This is a genomic window from Roseomonas genomospecies 6 (assembly GCF_008365375.1).
GTDB lineage: Bacteria > Pseudomonadota > Alphaproteobacteria > Azospirillales > Azospirillaceae > Azospirillum.
In genome coordinates this window covers 255,939-276,072 of sequence record NZ_QOKW01000004.1, presented here as the reverse complement: position 1 = coordinate 276,072, position 20,134 = coordinate 255,939, and the positions used below count along the sequence as shown (strand labels likewise).

The window sequence follows — 20,134 nt, the reverse complement described above, 5'->3', positions numbered from 1 at the left end:
TGGGGAGCCGAGCGTGAAGACGGATCAGGAAGCGACCCTTGCCGGGCGCGGACTCCGCCAGAGCATGTCCGACCTGCACACCTGGGTCGGGCTTCTGCTCGGCTGGGTGCTCTACGCCATGTTCCTCACCGGGACGGTGTCCTACTTCAAGGACGAGCTGTCCCAATGGATGCGCCCGGAGCTGCCGGCGCAGAGCGGGGTCCCGGATCAGGCCCGGGTGGCCCAGCGCGTCGCCGATGAACTCGGCGCCATCGCGCTGGGCAGCCCGCAATGGAGCCTGCGCCTGCCGGACGCCCGCAACAACAGCGTCTACGCCTTCTGGCGCACCGCCGGGGGTACTCCGGGGCAGCGCGCGTTCGGCGAGGGCAACTTCGACCCGGAGACCGGCCGGACGGTGTCCTCGCGCGGGACGCTGGGCGGCGACTTCTTCTACCGCTTCCATTTCCAGTTCCACTACATGCCGGTGGTCTGGGGACGCTGGATCGCCGGTGTCGCGGCCATGTTCATGCTGGTGGCCATCGTCAGCGGGGTCATCACCCACAAGAAGATCTTCGTCGATTTCTTCACCTTCCGCTGGGGCAAGGGGCAGCGCTCGTGGCTCGACGCGCACAACGCCCTGTCGGTCTTCGGGCTGCCGTTCCACGCCATGATCACCTACACGGGGCTGGTGACGCTGATGGCGCTCTACATGCCGTGGGGCGAGCAGGCGGCGATCAAGACCCCGGCGGAAAGCCAGCAGCTCAGCGCCGAACTCAGCGCCTTCATCCAGCCGGGCAAGCCCAGCGGCGAAAAGGCGCCGCTCGCGTCGGTCGAGGCGATGGTCCGGCAGGCGCAGGAGCGCTGGGGCCGCGACAATGTGGGCCGGGTGACCGCCACCCATCCGGGCGACGCGGCGTCGCGGGTGGCGGTGTCGCGCGGGGACGGCGGGCGCGTCTCCATGAGTCCGCAGTATCTGGAGTTCGAGGGCGCCACCGGAAAGCTGCTGGCAGTCCATGAAGGGGTGGGGGCCGCGGCAGAGACTCGCGGCGTGCTCTATGCCCTGCATCTGGGGCGTTTCAGCGACAGCGTGACGCGCTGGCTCTATTTCCTCGTCAGCCTCGCGGGCACCGCCATGGTGGGCACCGGTCTGGTGATGTGGACCGTGAAGCGCCGGCAGAAGCTGCCCGATCCGGCCCGCCCCTACTTCGGATTCCACGTCGTGGAGCGGCTGAACATCGCCGGCATCGCCGGACTGTCGGTCGCCATGACGGGCTTCCTGTGGGCCAACCGGCTGCTGCCGGCGACGCTGGCGGATCGCGCCAACTGGGAAATCCACGCCTTCTTCATCGTCTGGGGGCTGACGCTGGCGCACGCCGTGCTGCGTCCGGCCAAGAGGGCCTGGGTGGAGCAGTTGTGGCTGGGCGCGGCGCTTCTGGCTCTGCTGCCCGTACTCAACGCCGTCACCACGCACAGGCCGCTCTGGCGCAGCCTGGGCGAGGGCGACTGGGTGTTCATCGGCATGGACGCGATGTGTTGGGTTCTGGCCGCGCTTCACGCCGTCCTGGCGGTCCGCACGGACAGGCACCAGCCCACGCTCCGCCCCGCGCGCAAGCCGGTCCGCGAGCCCGTCAACGGCGCCGTTCTGCGCGAGGGAAGACCATGATCCACCTGACGTCCTTCATCCTGTGCCTGACGGGGTTCGCCGCGCTGGCCTTCGCGATGGACCGCCCGCAGCGCGACCTGTTCGGGCGGCCCCTGCCGACCCCTGCCACGGTCGCCCTGCGCGTCGGCGGGGCCGCCGCCCTGCTGGGCGCGCTGGGCGGTCTCGTGGCGTGGCAGGGCTGGGCGCTCGGCCTCGTCATGTTCAGCGGGCACACCAGCCTGGGCGCCGGGATCGTGCATGCCGCGATCATCGCCTGGACACGGAGACGGTCGCGCCCTCCGTCGTGATTCTATGAAATCCTGGCCGGCTCGAACCGCATGATCTCCGGGGTGAGCATGTCGGCGGGAATCGGGGCGTCCTTCGCGGCGCCCCGCATCGCGCCCGGCGGACGGGGCAGGCCGCTGCGGTCGCTGTAGTCGCGGGCCGGTGTCCAGGCCGCCGTCTCTTCCCGGTGCAGCATCGCCGTGCAGAGCACGTCGAACGCCGTCACCGCCGCGACCGCGCCCAGCGCCGTGGCGACGTTCTCCCGGCGCGGGTTGCCGTCGCGGTGCGCCGCCGCCAGCGTGGCGATGTCCAGCGCGTCCCCGGCGATCCGTCCCCACATCCAGGGACGGGCATCGCCCATCGCCAGCAGGCCGACGCCGGTCGCCACCTCGCGCGCGCCATAGGCGCGGATGAGGCCGGCCTGATCCTCCATTCCCATCCAGCGGGCGATCCGGCGCCCGGCCACCAGTTCCGCGACGCCCAGGCCGATGCTGAACCAGCCCAGGCCGCGCGCCATCCGGTCCGCGGACGAATTCCGGCGATAGTAAGCCATTCCGGTTCTCCTTACGGCTTGAGCACGACCTTGATGCAGCCGTCCTGCTTGTCGCGGAAGGTCTGGTACATGCCCGGCCCGTCTTCCAGCCCCACGGTGTGGGTGATGACGAAGGACGGGTCGATCTGGCCTTCCTGGATGCGGCGCAGCAGGTCGTCGGTCCAGCGGTTGACGTGGGTCTGCCCCATGCGCCAGGTCAGGCCCTTGTTCATCGACATGCCGAACGGAACCTTGTCGATCAGCCCGCCATAGACGCCGGGGATCGACAGGGTGCCCGCCGGACGGCAGACATACATCATCTCGCGCAGCACATGCGCCCGGTCGGATTCCAGCATCAGCGCCTGCTTGGCGCGGTCGTACATGGAATCCAGCGTGGCGGTGGCGTGGGCCTCCATGCCGACCGCGTCGATGCACTTCTCCGGACCCTTGCCGCCGGTCAGCTCGTTCAGCCGCTCGACGACGCTTTCCTCTTCGAAGTTGATGGTGATGGCGCCGCCGGCCTTGGCCATGGACAGGCGCTCGGGCACGCGGTCGATGGCGATGACCTGCTTGGCGCCCAAGAGGATGGCGCTGCGGATCGTCATCTGCCCGACCGGGCCGCAGCCCCAGATCGCCACCGTGTCGGTCGGCTGGATGTCGCACTGCGCCGCGGCCTGCCAGCCGGTGGGGAAGATGTCGCCCAGGAACAGAACCTGCTCGTCGGTCAGCCCGTCCGGGATCTTCACATGGGTGCGGTCGGCGAAGGGGACGCGCACATACTCCGCCTGCCCGCCCGCATAGCCGCCGGTCAGGTGGGTGTAGCCGAACAGCCCGGCGGTGGCGTGGCCGAACAGCTTGTCGGCCATCGCCTTGTTGCGGTTGGAGCGCTCGCAGACCGAATAGTTGCCGCGGCGGCACTGCTCGCACTCGCCGCACCAGATGGTGAAGGGAACGACGACGCGGTCGCCCACCTTCAGCGCGCCCTTGGCCTCGGCGCCGACATCCACGACCTCGCCCATGAACTCGTGGCCCAGGATGTCGCCCTTCTCCATGCCGGGCATGAAGTGGTCGTAGAGATGCAGATCCGAACCGCAGATGGCGCAGGACGTGACCTTGACGATGGCGTCGCGAGGCTGCTCGATCTCCGGGTCGGGGACGGTGTCGTAACGGACGTCGGCGGTGCCGTGCCAGACCAGGGCTTTCATGCGGGGCTCCGTAGCGGGTGGTGGGAAGGGGCCGGCCCGGCCTGTCCTCTTTGCGGCAGCGGGATGCCCCAAGCCCAACTGGATTTCGCAGCCGAAGGTTCCGTCCTGTCCGCCGCCGTCCCTGCCTCCAGGCGTAACCGTAACGGAGCGGCGCCGCAATCTTGTGCATAAGGTTTAATCAGGTCGGAAGATTGCCCGTCTATTAATCATTCCTTCGCCGGAGGTCCTGCAATTCCGCGCCGTTCCGGCTGGCACGCCGCTTGCTCAACAGTCTTGTATACAAGATTGGTGCGGCAGCCTGATGACCCAGCTTCCCGACAGCATCGAAGACAGCGTGATCTCCGCCATCCTGGGCGGGCGGCTGCGGCCCGGCACCCGGCTGGGCGAGGCGAAGCTGGCGGAGGTCTACGGCGTCTCCCGCACTCGTGTGCGTGAGGCCATGATGCGGCTGGAGACGCGCGGCATCGTCCATGTCAGCGCCCGGCGCGGCTGGTTCGTCGTGGAGCCCTCGGCGACGGAGGCGCGCGCCGCCTTCCAGGCGCGGCGGGTGGTCGAGACCGGGATGCTGCGCGATTTGCAGGCGCTGCCGGGCGAGGCCGTCGCCCACCTGCGCGCCCATGTGGAGGAGGAGCGGCAGGCGCTCCGGACCGGCCATGTCGGGTCGCGCACCTGCCTGCTGGGTGACTTCCACATCCACCTTGCCCACGCCTTCGGCAACCCCTTCCTGACCGACATCCTGCGCGACCTGACCGCGCGCACGACGCTGGTCTCGATGCTCTACCAGTCCGACCAGGACGCCGCCGCGTCCAGCGACGACCACGCCGGCATCGTGACGCTGCTGGCCGACGGCGATTTCGACGGGGCCGCGCGGCTGATGGACGAGCACATCCGGCGTGTCGAGGACGGTCTCGACCTCCTCGCCGCCCCCGATCCCCTGGCCGGCCTGCGCGAGATCCTCTCGCCCGGTGCCCCCGCCTGACCCTTTCAACCAACCCATTCCATCCAAAACCGGAGGAGTTAGAGACATGAAGCGCAGGACCCTGCTCGCCCTGGCCGTCGCCGCCGTCGCCGGTCTTTCCATCGCCCAGGCCCCCGCGGCGCGGGCCGACGCCCTTCAGGACATCACCACGCGCGGCACGCTGCGCGTCGCCGTCCCGCAGGACTTCCCGCCCTTCGGTTCGGTCGGCCCGGACATGACCCCGCTCGGCTACGACATCGACGTGGCGAAGCTGATCGGCGCCAAGATGGGTGTGAAGGTGGAACTGGTGCCGGTGACCAGCGCCAACCGCATCCCCTTCCTGCAGACCAACAAGGTCGATCTGGTGATCTCCAGCCTTGGCAAGAACGCCGAGCGCGAGAAGGTCATCGACTTCACCGACGCCTACGCGCCCTTCTTCAACGGCGTCTTCGCCCCGGCGGGCGTGGCCGCGGCGAAGCCGGAGGATTTGGCCGGCAAGAGCGTCGGCGTGACCCGCGGCGCCATCGAGGATCTGGAGCTGACCAAGATCGCCCCGGCCGACGCGGTCATCAAGCGGTACGAGGACAACAACGGCACCATCTCCGCCTTCCTGTCCGGTCAGGTCGAAGTGGTGGCGACCGGCAACGTCGTGGCGGCGGCGATCCTCGCCCGCAACCCGCCGAAGCGGCCGGAGCTGAAGTTCCTCATCAAGAACTCCCCCTGCTACATCGGCCTGAGCAAGGAGCAGCCCGCCCTGCTGGAGAAGCTGAACGGCATCCTGGCGGCGGCCAAGGCCGACGGCTCCCTGAACGCCATCGCGCAGAAGTGGCTGTCCGCCGACCTGCCCAAGGACCTCTGACGACGATGGAGCCGGGGCGCCGCGGGCGGCTTCGGCCCCCGCGGTGCCCCGGCGGACGGGGAGGCTGACCGGAGGGCCGCATGACCTACCGTTTCGATTATTCGTGGATCGCCGAATACTGGCCCGTCATCCTGAAGGGCCTGCTGACGACGGTCGAACTGACCCTGATCGGCACGCTGCTCGGGGTGGCGCTGGGCATCGCCTGCGCCTGGACGCGGTCGCTCGGCCCGCGCTGGCTGCGCCCGCCGGTCGTCGCCTATGTCGAGCTGATCCGCAACACGCCCTTCCTGATCCAGCTTTTCTTCATCTTCTTCGGCCTGCCGTCGCTGGGCGTGCAGATGTCGGAATTCCAGGCCGCGGTGCTGGCGATGGTCGTCAACCTCGGCGCCTACAGCGGCGAGATCATCCGCGCCGGCATCGAGGCCACCCCGCGCGGCCAGTTCGAGGCCGGGGCCAGCCTCGCCATGACGCGGTTCGAGACCTTCCGCCACGTCGTTCTGATTCCGGCGCTGCAACGGATCTGGCCGGCGCTGTCGTCGCAGATCGTCATCGTCATGCTGGGGTCGGCGGTGGTGTCGCAGATCGCGGCGGAGGACATCACCTTCGCCGCCAACTTCATCCAGTCCCGCACCTTCCGCGCCTTCGAGAGCTATTTCCTGACCACCGGCCTCTATCTGCTGCTGGCGCTGGCGCTGCGGCAGGCGCTGCGCGGCGTCGGGAAGATGCTGTTCCCGCGGAGGGCCGCGCGATGATGACCTTCACCCTCTGGGACATCCTGCGCAACCTGCTGCTGGCGGCGCGCTGGACGGTGGTCCTCTCGCTGGTTTCCTTCATCGGCGGCGGGCTGCTGGGGATGGCGCTGCTCTATCTGCGGATCGGCAAGGCGCGGGTCGGACGGATGTTCGTCCAGGGCTATGTCGAGCTGTTCCAGGGCACGCCTCTGCTGATGCAGCTCTTCCTCGCCTTCTTCGGGCTTGGTCTGTTCGGCATCGACGTTCCGGCCTGGCTGGCCGCCGGGCTGGCGCTGATCCTGTGGACGGCGGCCTTCCTGGTGGAGATCTGGCGCGGCTGCGTGGAATCGGTCGCCCGCGGCCAGTGGGAGGCGTCGGCCAGCCTCGGCATGGGCTATGTCCAGCAGATGCGCTACGTGATCCTGCCCCAGGCGGTGCGGGTCGCTGTCCCGCCCACCGTCGGCTTTTCCGTGCAGGTGGTGAAGGGCACGGCGCTGACCTCGATCATCGGCTTCGTGGAGCTGTCCAAGGCCGGGACGGTCGTCACCAACGCGACCTTCGAGCCCTTCACCGTCTACGGGCTGGTCGCCCTGATCTACTTCGCGCTGTGCTGGCCCCTGTCCAAGAGCAGCCAGATTCTGGAAAGGAAGCTCAATGTCGCTCATCGCGATCACTGAGGTGAAGAAGCGCTTCGGCGACGTCGAAGTCCTGAAGGGGATCAACCTGGACGTCGGGCGCGGCGAGGTCGTCGCCATCATCGGCAAGAGCGGGTCGGGCAAGAGCACGCTTCTGCGCTGCGTCAACGGGCTGGAGATGATCGACGACGGCTCGATCATGGTGGCCGGCGCCCAGCTCATCGACGACGACCTCCACCTGAAGGCGCTGCGGCTGAAGGTCGGCATGATCTTCCAGCAGTTCAACCTGTTCCCGCACCTGTCGGCGGGGCGCAACGTCATGCTGTCGCAGATGGTCGTCAAGAAGACGCCGAAGGACGAGGCGGAGGCCATGGCCCGCCGCATGCTGGAGCGGGTGGGCTTGGGCCACAAGTTCGACGCCTACCCCGACCAGCTTTCCGGCGGTCAGCAGCAGCGTGTCGCCATCGCGCGGGCGCTGTCCATGCAGCCGATGGCCCTGCTGTGCGACGAGATCACCTCCGCGCTGGACCCGGAGCTGGTGAACGAGGTGCTGGCGGTGGTGAAGGAACTGGCCGCCGACGGCATGACGCTGATGATGGTGACCCACGAGATGCGCTTCGCCCGCGAGGTCTGCGACCGGGTCGTCTTCATGCATCAGGGCCGCGTGCACGAGATCGGCCCGCCGGAGGAGGTGTTCGGCAACCCGCGCACCCCGGAACTCCGGCAGTTCCTGGGCGCGCAACTGGTCGTCTGACGGTGCGGGTCACGGCGCCGGCAGGCTGACCCAGGCGGCGTCGCGGCGGCTGGACTCCACCACGCCGTGGATGAAGTGGACGCCGCGCAGCCCGTCCTCCACGGTCGGCAGGGGAGCTTCGGTCGGCGCTTGGCGGCCTTCCAGCGCGGCGGCGATGCGGTCGGCGGCGTCCCGGTAGATCTGGGCGAAGCCTTCCAGATAGCCTTCCGGATGGCCGGCGGGCAGTCGGGAGATGTCGGTGGCCTCCGGCAAGCTCTCCGGCCCGGCGCGCTGGATGATGCGGGTCGGCCCGCCCAGCGGGGTGAAGCGCAGCTCGTTCGGCTGCTCCTGGTGCCAGTCCAGCCCGCCCGCCTCGCCGAACAGGCGCAGGCGCAGCCCGTTGGTGGTTCCCGTGCAGACCTGGCTGGCCCACAGCGTTCCGCGGACGCCGGATTCGTAGCGCATCAGGATGTGGGCGTTGTCGTCCAGCCGGCGGCCCGGAACGAAGCTCTGGAGGTCGGCGGCCAGCGCCGTGCAGCGCAGGCCCGACACGAACTCGGCGAGGTGGAAGGCGTGGGTGCCGATGTCGCCGATGGACCCGGCGACCCCGCCGCGCGTCGGGTCGGTGCGCCAGACCGCCTGCTTCTGGCCGGACTGCTCCACCGCGGTCGCCAGCCAGTCCTGCGCGTATTCGGCCTGGATCACCCGCAGGGCGCCCAGCGCCCCGGCGGCGACCATGGCGCGGGCCTGCCGGATCATCGGGTAGCCGCTGTAATTGTGGGTCAGCACGAAGACGAGGCCGGTTTCCCGCACCAGCGCCACCAGCGCTTCCGCCTCCTCCACCGTGTTGACCAGCGGCTTGTCGCAGATGACGTGGATGCCGGCCTCCAGAAAGGCGGTGGCCATCGGGTAATGGAGGTGGTTGGGGGTGACGATGGCCACCACGTCGATGCCGTCGGGCCGGGCGGCCTCGGCGGCGGCCATGGCGCGGAAGTCCGTGTAGCAGCGGTCGGGCGCCAGGAACAGCTCGGCCCCGGCGGCGCGGGCGCGCTCCGGATCGGACGACAGGGCGCCGGCCACCAGCTCGTACCGGTCGTCCAGCCGCGCGGCGATGCGGTGGACGGCGCCGATGAAGGCCCCCGGTCCGCCGCCGACCATGCCCAGGCGCAGGCGCCGCCGGCTGGCGGGTGCGGAGGATGCGGAATTCTGGCTCATGTTGCCCCTGTACCCATTGGGTTTCCTTACGACAGCCCGAGGATGCGGCGGTTCGCCGCCTCGTCGGTTCCCGCCTCGGCGAAGTCGTCGAAGGCGCGGTCGGTGACGCGGATGATGTGATCGCGGATGAAGCGGGCGCCCTCGGCGGCCCCCTGCTCCGGATGCTTCAGGCAGCATTCCCACTCCAGCACCGCCCAGCCGTCGAAGCCGTGTTGGGTCAGTTTGGAGAAGATGCCGCGGAAATCGACCTGCCCGTCGCCCAGCGAGCGGAAGCGCCCGGCCCGGTCCTTCCATGGCGCGTAGCCGGAATAGACCCCTTGGAAGGCGGTCGGGTTGAACTCCGCGTCCTTGACGTGAAACATGCGGATGCGGTCGTGGAAGGCGTCGAGGAAGCCGAGATGGTCCAACTGCTGAAGGACGAGGTGGCTGGGGTCGTAGAGGATGTTGCAGCGCCGGTGCCCGCCCACCCGGTCGAGGAACATCGAAAAGGTCGTGCCGTCGAACAGGTCCTCGCCGGGATGGATCTCGTAGCAGAGGTCGCAGCCGGCCTCGTCGAAGGCGTCCAGGATCGGGCGCCAGCGCCGGGCCAGCTCGTCGAAGGCGGTCTCGATCAGGCCGGGCGGACGCTGGGGCCACGGGTAGAGATAGGGCCAGGCCAGCGCGCCGGAGAAGGTGGCGTGCGCGGTCAGGCCCAGATTGGCGGACGCCTTGGCGGCCAGCCGCAACTGCTCCACCGCCCAGGCTTGGCGGGCCTCCGGCTTACCGTGCAGATCGGGCGGGGCGAAGCCGTCGAACAGCGCGTCGTAGGCCGGATGCACGGCGACGAGCTGCCCTTGCAGGTGGGTGGACAGTTCGGTCAATTCGACGCCGGCCCCGGCGAGCACGCCTTTGACCTCGTCGCAATAGGTCCGGCTGTTCGCGGCCTTTTCGAGATCGAACAGGCGGCGGTCCCAACTGGGAATCTGCACGCCCTTGAAGCCGAGCCCGGCGGCCCAGCGGGCGATGCCCTCCAGGCTGTCGAACGGCGCGGCGTCTCCGGCGAACTGGGCGAGGAAGATCGCCGGACCCTTGATCGTCTTCATCGGGACCCTTCCGGAATTGGGGCTTGTTGGCCGCAGGGTAACGTTTTCTAACCCTCTCCCCTCTGGGGAGAGGGTGGCCCGAAGGGCCGGTGAGGGGGTTGCGCGTGGCAGTGCGTCCGGCAAAGGCGCAACCCCCTCACCCTAACCCTCTCCCCAGAGGGGAGAGGGGATTTGGTCAGTACGGCGAATCGGGGAAGTAGAAGTCCTTGGCGTTCTCCTGGGTGATCAGGGCCGAGGGGATGATGTGGGTGGCGGGAAGCGCCTCGCCCTTCAGCCGGGCCTCGGCGGTCATCTTGATCGCGTCGTAGATGAATTTCGGCGAGTAGGAGACGTCGGCGCGGATCAGCGGGTTGGAGCCGTCGAGGATGGTCTTCACCATCGTCTTGGACCCGGCGCCGCCGAACACCTCCTTGATGTCGGTGCGCTTGGCCTGCTCGATGGCGCGCAGAACGCCGAAGGCCATGTCGTCGTCCGCCGCCCAGACCACGTCGATCTCCTTGAAGCGGGTCAGGAAATCCTGGGTCACCTTGAAGGCGTCGTCGCGGTTCCAGTTGGCGTATTTGGCGTCCAGGATCTTGATGTCGGGATGCTGCTTCATCACCCCGGTGAAGGCCTCCCAGCGCTCGTTGTCCAGCGTGGTGGGGATGCCGCGCAGCGCCACGATGTTGGCCTTGCCGTTGTACTTCTTGGCGATGTACTCCGCCGGGATGCGGCCGAAGGCGGTGTTGTCGCCCGCGATGTAGGCGTCCTGCGCGCTGGTGTCGGTCAGGCCGCGGTCCACGACGGTGACGTACACGCCCCGCTTCTTCACCTGGGCCACCGGCTGGGTCAGGGCCGCGGACTCGAAGGGGAAGATGACCAGCGCGTTGATCTTGGTGACGGTCACGAGGTCCTGGAGCTGGTTGGCCTGCTCCGGCGCGCCGCTGGCGGTCTTGACGGTGATCTGGAGGTTGGGATGGGCCTTCTCCAGCTCCTTCTTCGCCTCGTTGGCCCACCAGACGATGCCGCCGGTGAAGCCGTGGGTGGCCGCCGGGATGCTGACGCCCAGCTTCACCGGGTCCGCCGCCAGGGCCGTGCCGCCGTATCCAAGGCCGAGGCCAAGGCTCAGGGCCGTCACCACCGCCAGACCGGTGCCGAGCATGGCGCGCCGGGAGACCTTCGCGATTGCCGACATGACGTTCCTCCTCCGTATGTTCTTGTTGATGAAAGCCTTCAGGGACGCCGCCGCTGCAGGAAGGCGACGGCGATGATGACGCAGCCCTGCACCGCCGCGTTCAGGTAGACGCTGATGATGCTGGTCAGGTTCAGGATGTTGGCGATGACCGAAAGCAGGATGGCCCCGACCACGGTGCCGGCGACCCGCCCTTCGCCGCCCTTGAAGGAGGTGCCGCCGACGATCACCGCGGCGATGGCCTCCAGCTCCCACAGCAGGCCGGTGGTGGGGGAGGCGGAGCCGAGCCGGGGCACGTAGAGCACCGTGGCGACGCCGACGCAGACTCCCAGCAGGCCGTAGGTCAGGAGCTTCACCCGGTCCACGTCCACGGCGGCGAAGCGTGCCACCTGCTCGTTGGAGCCGATGGCCTGGACGTAGCGCCCGAAGGGCGTGCGGTTCAGAAGCACGGCGCCGGCCACCGCCGCCAGCGCGAAGACCCAGACCGGAATCGGGATGCCCAGGAGGCTGCCGTAATAGACCGGGCCGTAGGCGTCGGACAGCGACATGTCCAGCGTGATCGCTCCGCCGTCGGCCAGCCAGGTCAGCACCGCGCGGAAGATGCCGAGCGTTCCCAGCGTGACGATGAAGGGCTCGATCCGCCCGCGCGTGATGAGATAGCCGTGCGCCAGCCCGAACCCGCCGCCCAGCGCCACCGCGAACAGCATGCCCAGAGCCACCACCGCGACGGGCGAGGCGATCTGCGCGGCCAGCGCGTTCATCGTCAGGATCATCGCCCCGGCGATCAGCGCCGCCATCGACCCCACCGACAGGTCGATGCCGCCGGAGATGATGACGAAACCCATGCCGATGGCGATGATCCCGATGAAGGCCGTGCGCGTCAGCACGTTCATCCAGTTGTCCCAGGTCGCGAAGTCGGGATTCAGCGCCGTGCCGATCACGAGCATCAGGACCAGCCCGATCAGCGGCCCGTAGGCGAGGGGGTCGAAACGCCGGGCCGTGCGGCGCGGCGCCGCCGGCTTGGCGGAGACTCCGGTCGTGCTTTCGGTGGCGCCCGTGCCTTCAGTGGCGGGTGTGGGTGCCGATGGCATGGGCAATCAACTCCTCCTCGCTGAGCCGTTCGGCGGGCACGGTCGCGACCGCGCGGCGGCCGCGCATCACGATCACCCGGTGGCAGAGCCCGATCAGCTCGATCAGCTCCGACGAAATCACGATCACGCCGCGCCCCTCGGCGGCCAGCCGCGCGATCAGGAAGTAGATGTCCCGCTTGGCGCCGACATCGACGCCGCGCGTCGGCTCGTCCAGCACGAAGACGCGCGGGTCGGGTTGCAGAAACTTGGCGATGGCCAGCTTCTGCTGGTTGCCGCCGGACAGCGACGAGGCCAGCCCGTCCGGGTCGCCACGGATGCCGAAATCGGCGACGGCGCGGTCCAGCGCCTCCGTTTCCGACCGGGACGACAGCAGCGGGCGGGCATGGCGGGGCAGGGTCATCAGGGTCAGGTTGTCGCGCAGCCGCTTGCCCACATGCAGGCCCTTGCCCTTGCGGTCCTCGCTCAGATAGGTCAGGCCGTTGCGCATGGCCTCGCGCGGGCTGCGCAGCCGTGCCGCCTTCCCGTCGATCTCGATGGTGCCGCCGCCGCGCGGGCGCAGGCCCAGGATGCCTTCGAACAGCTCGGTCCGCCCGGCGCCGACCAGACCGGCGAAGCCCAGGATCTCGCCGGGTTGCAGGTCGAAGCTCACCCCCTCCGCCCAGCCGGGCACCGTGACGTCGCGCACCGACAGGAGCGGGCGGGCGGTGGGAAGGGGCGGCTGCTTGTCCGGAAACATGTCGGTCAACTCGCGGCCCACCATCAGGGTCGCCATGCGCTGGCGCGGCGTGTCCGCCGTGGGGGCGCGGGCGACGAAGCGTCCGTCGCGCATCACGATCACCTCGTCGGTGATCCGCTCCACCTCGTCCAGCTTGTGGGAGATGTAGACGATGGTGACGCCGTCCCGCCGCAGCCGGTCGATCAGGCCGAACAGCCGGTCGCATTCGGACGGCGTCAGGCTGGCGGTCGGCTCGTCCATGATGAGCAGGCGGGCGTTGCGCAACTGCGCCTTGGCGATCTCCACGAGCTGCTTCTCGGCGACGATCAGGTCGCGGACCTTGCCGTCGGGATCGCCGTCGAATCCGACCTGACGCAGCGCCTGCACGGCCTGTTCGCGCATCGCGCGCTCGTCCAGCAGCCAGCCCCGGCGCAGCTCGTGCCCCAGGAACATGTTCTGGGTGACCGTCAGGTCGTCGGCGAGATTGAGTTCCTGGTGGATCAGGACGATCCCGCGTTTCTCGGCGGCGCGGGAACCGGGAAAGCGTGTCGGCTCGCCGTCGATCATCAGCGTCCCGGCGGTGGGGGCGTGGTAGCCGGCGAGGATCTTCATCAGCGTGGACTTGCCGGCGCCGTTCTCCCCCAGCAGCCCGTGGACGCGCCCCGGATGCAGGTCGAAGCTGACGCCGTGCAGCACGCGCACGGCCCCGAATTCCTTGGTGATGCCGGTGAAGGCGACATGCAGGCTCATCGCGCCGCACCCCGCGACGGACGCCGCCGCACCGGACAAAAGACACCGTCCATGACGTTTCTCCCACCCTGGAGCGCGTCGTCCGGAGTTCCAGGCCCAAGCCCGAAAGCCGACCCGGAAGGTTTCCGGCGCCGCTTGTTCGTTGTGCTGATCTTATGGACTCTTCTTTGGACAGACAATGGTCAACTTCGAACATAATTTGGCAAAAGAGGAGAGGGCGTGCTAGGCTGCGGGTGGGATCGCAAGGGGACCGGTCGGCGATGGTGGATTGGCAGCGTCTGTCGGATGGGGAACGCACCCTGCTGGAGCGGCTGTTCTGGTCGGGCGGGCTGTCGCGCGGCGAACTGGCGGCCTCCACCGATTTTTCGAAGAGCAAGGCGAACCTCGCCATCGCCGGGCTGATCGGTCGCGAACTGATCGAGGAGAGCGGCGCCCAGCCATCGACCGGGGGGCGGCGACCGGAAATGCTGCGGCTGAGCCATCGCATGGGGGTGCTGGCGGGAATCGACATCGGCGCCACCAGCGTCGACGTGGCCCTGCTGGCGCCGGACATGACGGTGCTCGATCACCGGTCGGAGGCGGCGGACGTCCGCGACGGCCCGGCGGCGGTGCTGCACCGCGTGCGGGCGCTGCTGCGCGAGGCGCGGGCACGCTGCGGCGTCGGGGCCGCGCAGGTGCTGGGGATCGGGGTCGGCGTGCCGGGGCCGGTGGCCTTCGACAGCGGCATGCTGGTCAACCCGCCGCTGCTGCCGGGCTGGGAGAGCTTCTCCATCCGCGATTGCCTGGGGGAGGAGTATGCCGCCCCGGTCTTCGTCGACAACGACGTGAACATCATGGCGCTGGGCACGCATTGGCGCCTGCGGGGGCGGCTCCGGAACTTCCTGGTCATCAAGATCGGCACCGGCATCGGCTGCGGCATCATCTGCCACGGCGCCATCTACCGCGGGATGGACGGGGCGGCGGGCGATGTCGGCCACATCTGCGTCGATCCCCACGGCCCGCCCTGCCATTGCGGCAACGCCGGCTGCGTCGAAGCGATGGCCGCCGGTCCGGCGATCGCCCGTATGGCGGAACAGGCCGCCCGGTCCGGCGAGAGCCCGCGCCTGAAGGAAATCCTCGACCGGCAGGGCGTCCTGACCCCCATCGACCTCGGCAACGCCAGCCGGTCGGGCGACACCGTGGCCAGCGCCATCGTGCAGCAGGCCGGCGCGCAGATCGGCTGCATGCTGGCGGCGGTGGTCAACTTCTTCAACCCGTCGCACATCTTCATCGGCGGCGGCGTCGCCCGGATCGGCCCGCTGTTCCTGGCCTCGATCCGGCAGAGCGTCTATCAGCGCTCGCTGGCCCTCTCCACCCGGCATCTCGACATCCAGTATGTGCCGGAGATCGAGAATGCCGGGGTGATCGGCACGGGCGTGATGGCCGTCCAGGAAACCATGCTGGCGAGGGCCGCAAGGCCGTAACCGGAGACCGGGCCGGGAAACCAAGCCGTATCCGCGCTGTTCAACAGGGCGGGCGTCCGCGCCCCTCCCGTCGCTTCGCTTGGTTGAAGGCATGCATCCGGCTGATCTGTTCATCGTTCTGCGCCAGCACCTGGACCGAGACCCGAAGGAGACCGAGCGCGCGGCGAAGCGCCTGGAATCCGCCCCGGACGAGGCGGGCCGCCTGCTGCGCCGGCTGGCGGTCCTTCTGGAGTCCGATGACGGCGCCGAGGCGCTTCGGGACTGGATCGACCGGTCCGGCGACCGGACGCCGCTGGAACGGCATGTGTTGGCGGCTCAAGCCATCGACCGGTGGTACGCCCCGCTGGCCTCGCGCTACACGGCACGGGGTGGACCGTCCCGTGGGCATCCGCAGGCGCGGCAGCGGTTCAAGCGGCACGGGCGCTTCAACAGCGACGCCGTCGAAGGCCAGCTCATCCTGCGGCCCGGCCTGTTCGACCGGTCGGTGAACATCCGGGAGGTGACGCCGCTGCGCGAATCCTTCGATGTGGCCGACCTGTTCCACAACCTGCTTCTCCTGCCGCCGACCCTTCCGGCGGAGTGCCCCCACGGGCAGGAGGGCGAGCGGCCCGTCTCGGTGGCCTTCCACCGGATCGCCGAGGTCGCCGACCAGTGCCCGAGCGATCCCGATTGGGCGCCCGTCGTCGGCGTCGTCCCGCTCGCCCAGGCCGAGGACGATCTCGCCGTGCGGACCTTTCCGCAGGACGGCGCGGACTGGTACGCCGCCGTCCCCCGCAGCCTCGGCGACCGCGCGGCGGCGGCCATCGACGCCTTGGCCGCCGAGGGCGCGACCATCGTCGTGTTCCCCGAGGTGACCGCCGATCCCGCGGCGCTCGACGCCATCAAGGCGGCGGTGCGGCGTCAGGCGGTGGATGGCCCGATCCGCTACGTTCTGGTTGGTTTCCGGCAGGAGGGCGGGGCGGGGCACAAGCCCCGCAGCATGGCGGTCCTGCTCGACCGGACGGGGAGCGAGGTCCTTCGCCAGACCAAGCTGCATTGCTGGGATTTGGACGACGGCCAATGCCGCTCCTACGACGTGCGCGGTCCGGACGGGCGGCTGCTCGACGAGGCGAAGGAGTTCGTCGAGCCGGGCGACGGCATCACCATCGTCGAGCTTCCCAACATGGGGCGCCTCGCCGTGATGATCTGCGAGGACCTGGGGCGCGAACAGCCGGCGGCGTGGCTGTGCCGGGCCAAGCTGCTGGACTGGATCGTCACGCCCGTGATGGACGCCGGTCTGACAGAGGAGCGGTGGCAGGCCCATGCCGGCGACGAGTCCTCCCGCGCCGGGTCCTGCCGGGTGGTGGTGGCGAACAGCATGTCCTTCTCGCACCGGTTCAACCGCGTCTGCGTCGCCGATGGGCGGGAGGGCGAGCGCATCACCGACTGCGGGGTCGCGCTGTTCTTCCAGCCGCGCGCAGACCCGGCGCACGTCTCGCGCATCCGTTTGTTGACGCTTCCCATCGACGCGCCGGACCCCGGCTGGGTCGCGGCGCGCTGGGAGCCCCGCCGATGGTCGGAACTGAAGACGGGAGGTTGCCCATGAGCGATGAGCCCAGGAGCGAAGAAGCGTTCCGGGCGCTGGCCGACGATGCGCTGGACGCCATCGGTGCGGGCCGCTGGGCCGACGCCGACGCGGATCTCGAAGCCCTGGCGGAGGAAGCGGTGCTGTGCGTCGTTCAGGAGCGCCCCGCCGACCTCGCCGCCCTGGCCCGGCAGGTCGCCCGCTGCCACACGGCCCTGGCGCTGCGCGGGGACCTGGACCCCGACGCGATGCACCGGCTGGGGCAACTCCGCGCCATCGCCGCGACGATCGCCGCCGGGCGGTCCTTGCGGCCCGCCCGTCCGGTCGAGGCGCTGTCGCGCGCGGAAACGCCGACCGCCGCCGTTCTGCGCGCCCTGGAGGACGGGCCGAAATCGGGGCCGGCGCTGGTCGAGGCGACGGGTCTGTCGCCGGACGCGGTGGCCCGCGCCCTGCCGGAACTGCGCGCCGCCGGGCTGGTCCGCTCCTGGCCCGCCGGGCGCATCGTGATGAACGAGCGGACCGGCGCCGAAGGGTAGGGCGCCGTTACTCCTTCGGCACCTCGCGTTCCAGTTCCTCCAGCCAGATGCGGGCGTTGCCGTCGGACGGGGCGCGCCAGTCGCCGCGCGGCGACAGGGACCCGCCCGCCGTCACCTTCGGCCCGTTGGGCATGGCGGAGCGCTTGAACTGGCTGAAGCCGAAGAAGCGCTGGATGAAGACGCGCAGCCAGGAGTGGATTTCCGCCAGCGTGTAGGCGCCGCGCTTCTCCACCGGATAGCCCGCCGGCCACTCGCCGCGCTCCGCATCCGACCAGGCGTGCAGGGCGAGGAACGCGATCTTCGACGGGCGCAGGCCGTAGCGGAGCGTGTAGAAGAGGTGGAAATCCTGAAGCTCGTAGGGGCCGACAACGGCTTCGGAGCTTTGCAGGGCGCGGTCGCTGTCCGCCGGGACCAGTTCGGGCGAAATCTCGGTCGTCAGGATGTCGCCCAGCGTGTCCAGAACCTCGTCCGGAAACTGGCGGGACCCGATGACCCAGCGGATCAGATGCTGGATCAGCGACTTCGGAACGCCGGCGTTGACGTTGTAGTGGGACATCTGGTCGCCGACGCCATAGGTGCACCAGCCCAGCGCCAGTTCGGACAGGTCGCCGGTTCCCAGCACGATCCCGCCCCGCTGGTTGGCGAGGCGGAACAGGTAGTCGGTGCGCAGCCCGGCCTGGACGTTCTCGAAGGTGATGTCGTAGACGGCCTCGCCGCGGGCGTAGGGGTGGTCCAGGTCCTTGAGCATCTGGTTGGCGGCGGGGCGGATGTCGAGTTCATGGTGCGACACGCCCAGCGTGCGCATCAGGCGCAGCGCGTTGCCCTTGGTCTTGTCGCTGGTGCCGAAGCCCGGCATCGTGAAGGCGAGGATGTCGGTGCGCGGGCGCTCGAGCAGGTCCATGGCGCGGGCGGCGACGATCAGGGCGTGTGTGGAATCCAGCCCGCCCGACACGCCGATCACCAGCCGCTGGACGCCCGTCGCCCGCAGGCGCTGGACCAGCCCGGCGACCTGGATGTTGTAGGCCTCGTAGCAGTCGAGTTCCAGACGCTCCCGCACGGCGGGGACGAAGGGGAAGCGGGGAACGCTGCGGCGCAGCCCGACGTCCCCGCCGGGCGGATCGACGCGGAACGCGACCCGGCGGAAACGGCTGGTGACGGAATCGTGCAGGCGGCGGTTGTCGTCGAAGGTGCCCATGCGCAGGCGTTCCTGCCGCAGCACGTCGAGGTCGATGTCGGCGACGGCCATCTGGGCGCCCTTGGGGAAGCGCTCGGTCTCGACCAGCGTCTCGCCGTTCTCGAAGATCGACGCCTGCCCGTCCCAGGCCAGATCGGTGGTCGATTCCCCCGCTCCGGCGGAGGAATACAGATAGGCCGCGGCGCAGCGCGCCGATTGCGACTTGCAGAGCAGCCGGCGGGTTTCCGCCTTGCCGATGGTGATGTTGCTGGCCGACAGGTTCGCCAGCACCGTGGCGCCCGCCAGCGCGGCTTCGGAACTGGGCGGAGCGGGAACCCAGAGATCTTCGCAGACCTCGGCATGGACCACCAGCCCGTCCAGATCCTCCGCCGCGAACAGCAGGTCGGGGCCGAAGGGGGCGTCGTGTGCGCCGATGCGGATCGTGCCGCCCTCCATCCCCGCGCCGGAGGCGAAGTGGCGGCGCTCGTAGAATTCCCGGTAATTGGGAAGATGCACCTTCGGCACCACCCCCAGCAGCCGGCCCCGATGCACGGCGACCGCCGTGTTGTAGACGCGCCCCGCGTGCCGCAGCGGCGCCCCGACGAGGATCAGCGGCATCAGCGCGCCCGACCGCTCCACGATCCGGGCGATGGCGCTCTCCACCGCGTCGAGCAGGCAGTCCTGAAGGAACAGGTCGTCGATGGCGTAGCCGGACAGGGCCAGTTCGGGGAAGATCGCGATGGCGACCGCCTGATCGTGGCAGTCCTTCACGCTGTCCAGGATCGCCGCGGCGTTCGCCATGGGATCGGCGAGGGTGCAAGGCGTCGTGCAGGCCGCAACCCGAGCCATCCCATGGCGGTAGAGTGATCCGAAGCTCATGGTCCGAGCCGCGCCGTCAGCCTTCATCGTGTTGCTCCCTCCACCGGTCATGCGGAAACGCACGCACGAGGAAACCATCGAAGGCCGCCGGTCGTCTCGCGCGCCGGTCCGCCGCCATGGTCGCCGCCATGGCGCCGCACCGCCGCATTCTGGCCGTTGCCGGCGCTCGGCTCAACCGCCGCCGATGCCCTCGGTGAAGGTTTCGCCGGTCTTGGGATCGATGTCCTCGCCCGTTCCCGGCGTGCCGGGCGCGGCTTCGTCGCGGTCGCCGAGCGGCTTCTGGCTGTTCGGGTCGTAGCTGCGCGGAGGATGGATGCCGGCATCGTCCGGCTTTTTCGGGTCGCTCATGCGTCACCTCTGTGCAGGAGATTGCAACCCTTCCGTCAACAGGGCGGCTGCCGCATCCTCACGCATTCCGGTGACGCGCCGACAGGGAGGGGACACGCCATGACGACCGCCAAAAACAGGATTTGCCTCTGGTACGACAAGGACGCGGAGACTGCAGCCCGCTTCTACGCCACGGTCTTTCCAGACAGTTCGGTGGGCGCCGTTCACCATGCTCCCGGCGACTACCCGTCCGGCAAGGCGGGCGACGTGCTGACGGTCGAATTCACGGTCGCCGGCATTCCCTGCCTCGGCCTCAACGGCGGGCCGGCGTTCCAGCACAATGAAGCCTTCTCGTTCCAGATCGCCACCGACGACCAGGAGGAAACCGACCGCTACTGGAACGCCATCGTCGGCAACGGCGGTCAGGAAAGCGCCTGCGGCTGGTGCAAGGACCGCTGGGGCGTCTCCTGGCAGATCACGCCGCGCGTGCTGACCGAGGCGTTGGCGGCCGGCGGTGACGAGGCCAGACGCGCGTTCGAAGCGATGATGGGCATGGCGAAGATCGACGTCGGGGCGATCGAGGCCGCGCGGCGCGGCTGACGATTCCC

General features: G+C 69.4%; 20 protein-coding genes. 11 read left to right on the top strand and 9 right to left on the bottom strand.

Going from position 1 to position 20,134, the window contains the following annotated elements; genetic code table 11:
* Window positions 1-13 precede the first annotated feature (13 nt).
* Entirely contained in the window at window positions 14-1,642 is a 1,629-nt protein-coding gene (locus tag DS843_RS07865) for a PepSY-associated TM helix domain-containing protein (protein WP_286191991.1), read from the top strand.
* Window positions 1,639-1,929 (top strand): DUF3325 domain-containing protein, encoded by a 291-nt coding sequence (locus DS843_RS07860; protein WP_149468325.1) that lies wholly within the window; start codon window positions 1,639-1,641, stop codon window positions 1,927-1,929. The genes DS843_RS07865 and DS843_RS07860 overlap by 4 nt, the downstream gene beginning before the upstream one ends.
* A 2-nt stretch (window positions 1,930-1,931) precedes the next feature.
* Here DS843_RS07860 and DS843_RS07855 read toward each other — a convergent pair whose 3' ends face one another.
* Complete coding sequence (locus tag DS843_RS07855; RefSeq protein WP_149468324.1) at window positions 1,932-2,459, bottom strand: cyclase dehydrase; 528 nt, start codon at window positions 2,457-2,459, stop codon at window positions 1,932-1,934.
* Window positions 2,460-2,470: 11 nt separating this feature from the next.
* The gene (locus DS843_RS07850; protein ID WP_149468323.1) at window positions 2,471-3,643 is read right to left on the bottom strand and encodes a zinc-dependent alcohol dehydrogenase; all 1,173 of its coding nucleotides are present in this window, start codon (window positions 3,641-3,643) and stop codon (window positions 2,471-2,473) included.
* A gap of 301 nt (window positions 3,644-3,944) precedes the next feature.
* On the opposite strand from DS843_RS07850, the gene DS843_RS07845 reads away from it, so the two are divergent.
* From DS843_RS07845 to DS843_RS07825, 5 genes are all read left to right on the top strand, one after another.
* Complete coding sequence (locus DS843_RS07845) at window positions 3,945-4,622, top strand: GntR family transcriptional regulator (RefSeq protein WP_149468322.1); 678 nt, start codon at window positions 3,945-3,947, stop codon at window positions 4,620-4,622.
* A 46-nt stretch (window positions 4,623-4,668) separates the two neighbouring features.
* On the top strand, window positions 4,669-5,460 hold the full coding sequence (locus tag DS843_RS07840; protein ID WP_149468321.1) for a transporter substrate-binding domain-containing protein: 792 nt from the start codon (window positions 4,669-4,671) through the stop codon (window positions 5,458-5,460).
* 80 nt (window positions 5,461-5,540) lie between these two features.
* Complete coding sequence (locus tag DS843_RS07835; RefSeq protein ID WP_149468320.1) at window positions 5,541-6,212, top strand: amino acid ABC transporter permease; 672 nt, start codon at window positions 5,541-5,543, stop codon at window positions 6,210-6,212.
* The gene (locus DS843_RS07830; protein ID WP_149468319.1) at window positions 6,209-6,868 is read left to right on the top strand and encodes an amino acid ABC transporter permease; all 660 of its coding nucleotides are present in this window, start codon (window positions 6,209-6,211) and stop codon (window positions 6,866-6,868) included. Before DS843_RS07835 ends, DS843_RS07830 begins: the two co-directional genes overlap by 4 nt.
* Entirely contained in the window at window positions 6,846-7,580 is a 735-nt protein-coding gene (locus DS843_RS07825; RefSeq protein WP_149468318.1) for an amino acid ABC transporter ATP-binding protein, read from the top strand. Before DS843_RS07830 ends, DS843_RS07825 begins: the two co-directional genes overlap by 23 nt.
* 9 nt (window positions 7,581-7,589) lie before the next feature.
* Here DS843_RS07825 and DS843_RS07820 read toward each other — a convergent pair whose 3' ends face one another.
* The 5 genes from DS843_RS07820 to DS843_RS07800 all read right to left on the bottom strand — a co-directional run bounded on the left by DS843_RS07820 (window position 7,590) and on the right by DS843_RS07800 (window position 13,583).
* On the bottom strand, window positions 7,590-8,774 hold the full coding sequence (locus DS843_RS07820) for a Gfo/Idh/MocA family protein (protein ID WP_149468317.1): 1,185 nt from the start codon (window positions 8,772-8,774) through the stop codon (window positions 7,590-7,592).
* Window positions 8,775-8,800: 26 nt separating this feature from the next.
* Entirely contained in the window at window positions 8,801-9,856 is a 1,056-nt protein-coding gene (locus tag DS843_RS07815; protein ID WP_149468316.1) for a sugar phosphate isomerase/epimerase family protein, read from the bottom strand.
* 175 nt (window positions 9,857-10,031) lie between these two features.
* The gene (locus DS843_RS07810) at window positions 10,032-11,030 is read right to left on the bottom strand and encodes a substrate-binding domain-containing protein (protein WP_208852196.1); all 999 of its coding nucleotides are present in this window, start codon (window positions 11,028-11,030) and stop codon (window positions 10,032-10,034) included.
* Window positions 11,031-11,068: 38 nt separating this feature from the next.
* A complete protein-coding gene (locus DS843_RS07805; protein ID WP_149468315.1) occupies window positions 11,069-12,118 on the bottom strand; it encodes an ABC transporter permease in 1,050 nt (349 codons plus the stop codon).
* Window positions 12,090-13,583, bottom strand: coding sequence for a sugar ABC transporter ATP-binding protein (locus DS843_RS07800; RefSeq protein WP_149468314.1), 1,494 nt, complete (start codon window positions 13,581-13,583; stop codon window positions 12,090-12,092). The genes DS843_RS07805 and DS843_RS07800 overlap by 29 nt, the downstream gene beginning before the upstream one ends.
* A gap of 260 nt (window positions 13,584-13,843) precedes the next feature.
* On the opposite strand from DS843_RS07800, the gene DS843_RS07795 reads away from it, so the two are divergent.
* From DS843_RS07795 to DS843_RS07785, 3 genes are all read left to right on the top strand, one after another.
* Complete coding sequence (locus tag DS843_RS07795) at window positions 13,844-15,046, top strand: ROK family protein (protein ID WP_149468313.1); 1,203 nt, start codon at window positions 13,844-13,846, stop codon at window positions 15,044-15,046.
* Between the two features lie 91 nt (window positions 15,047-15,137).
* Window positions 15,138-16,631: a carbon-nitrogen hydrolase family protein gene (locus tag DS843_RS07790; protein ID WP_149468312.1), complete on the top strand. Its 1,494-nt coding sequence runs from the start codon at window positions 15,138-15,140 to the stop codon at window positions 16,629-16,631.
* The gene (locus tag DS843_RS07785; protein WP_149468311.1) at window positions 16,628-17,146 is read left to right on the top strand and encodes a hypothetical protein; all 519 of its coding nucleotides are present in this window, start codon (window positions 16,628-16,630) and stop codon (window positions 17,144-17,146) included. Before DS843_RS07790 ends, DS843_RS07785 begins: the two co-directional genes overlap by 4 nt.
* Before the next feature lie 7 nt (window positions 17,147-17,153).
* On the opposite strand, the gene DS843_RS07780 is transcribed toward DS843_RS07785, so the two are convergent.
* Both DS843_RS07780 and DS843_RS31085 read right to left on the bottom strand, forming a co-directional pair.
* Entirely contained in the window at window positions 17,154-19,199 is a 2,046-nt protein-coding gene (locus DS843_RS07780; protein ID WP_149468389.1) for an NAD(+) synthase, read from the bottom strand.
* A 171-nt stretch (window positions 19,200-19,370) separates the two neighbouring features.
* On the bottom strand, window positions 19,371-19,547 hold the full coding sequence (locus DS843_RS31085) for a hypothetical protein (RefSeq protein ID WP_167525228.1): 177 nt from the start codon (window positions 19,545-19,547) through the stop codon (window positions 19,371-19,373).
* Between the two features lie 99 nt (window positions 19,548-19,646).
* Here DS843_RS31085 and DS843_RS07775 point away from each other — a divergent pair, with 99 nt between their 5' ends.
* Window positions 19,647-20,126 carry a VOC family protein gene (locus DS843_RS07775; protein WP_149468310.1) on the top strand — a complete coding sequence of 160 codons (480 nt, stop codon included), beginning with the start codon at window positions 19,647-19,649 and terminating at the stop codon, window positions 20,124-20,126.
* Window positions 20,127-20,134 lie beyond the last annotated feature (8 nt).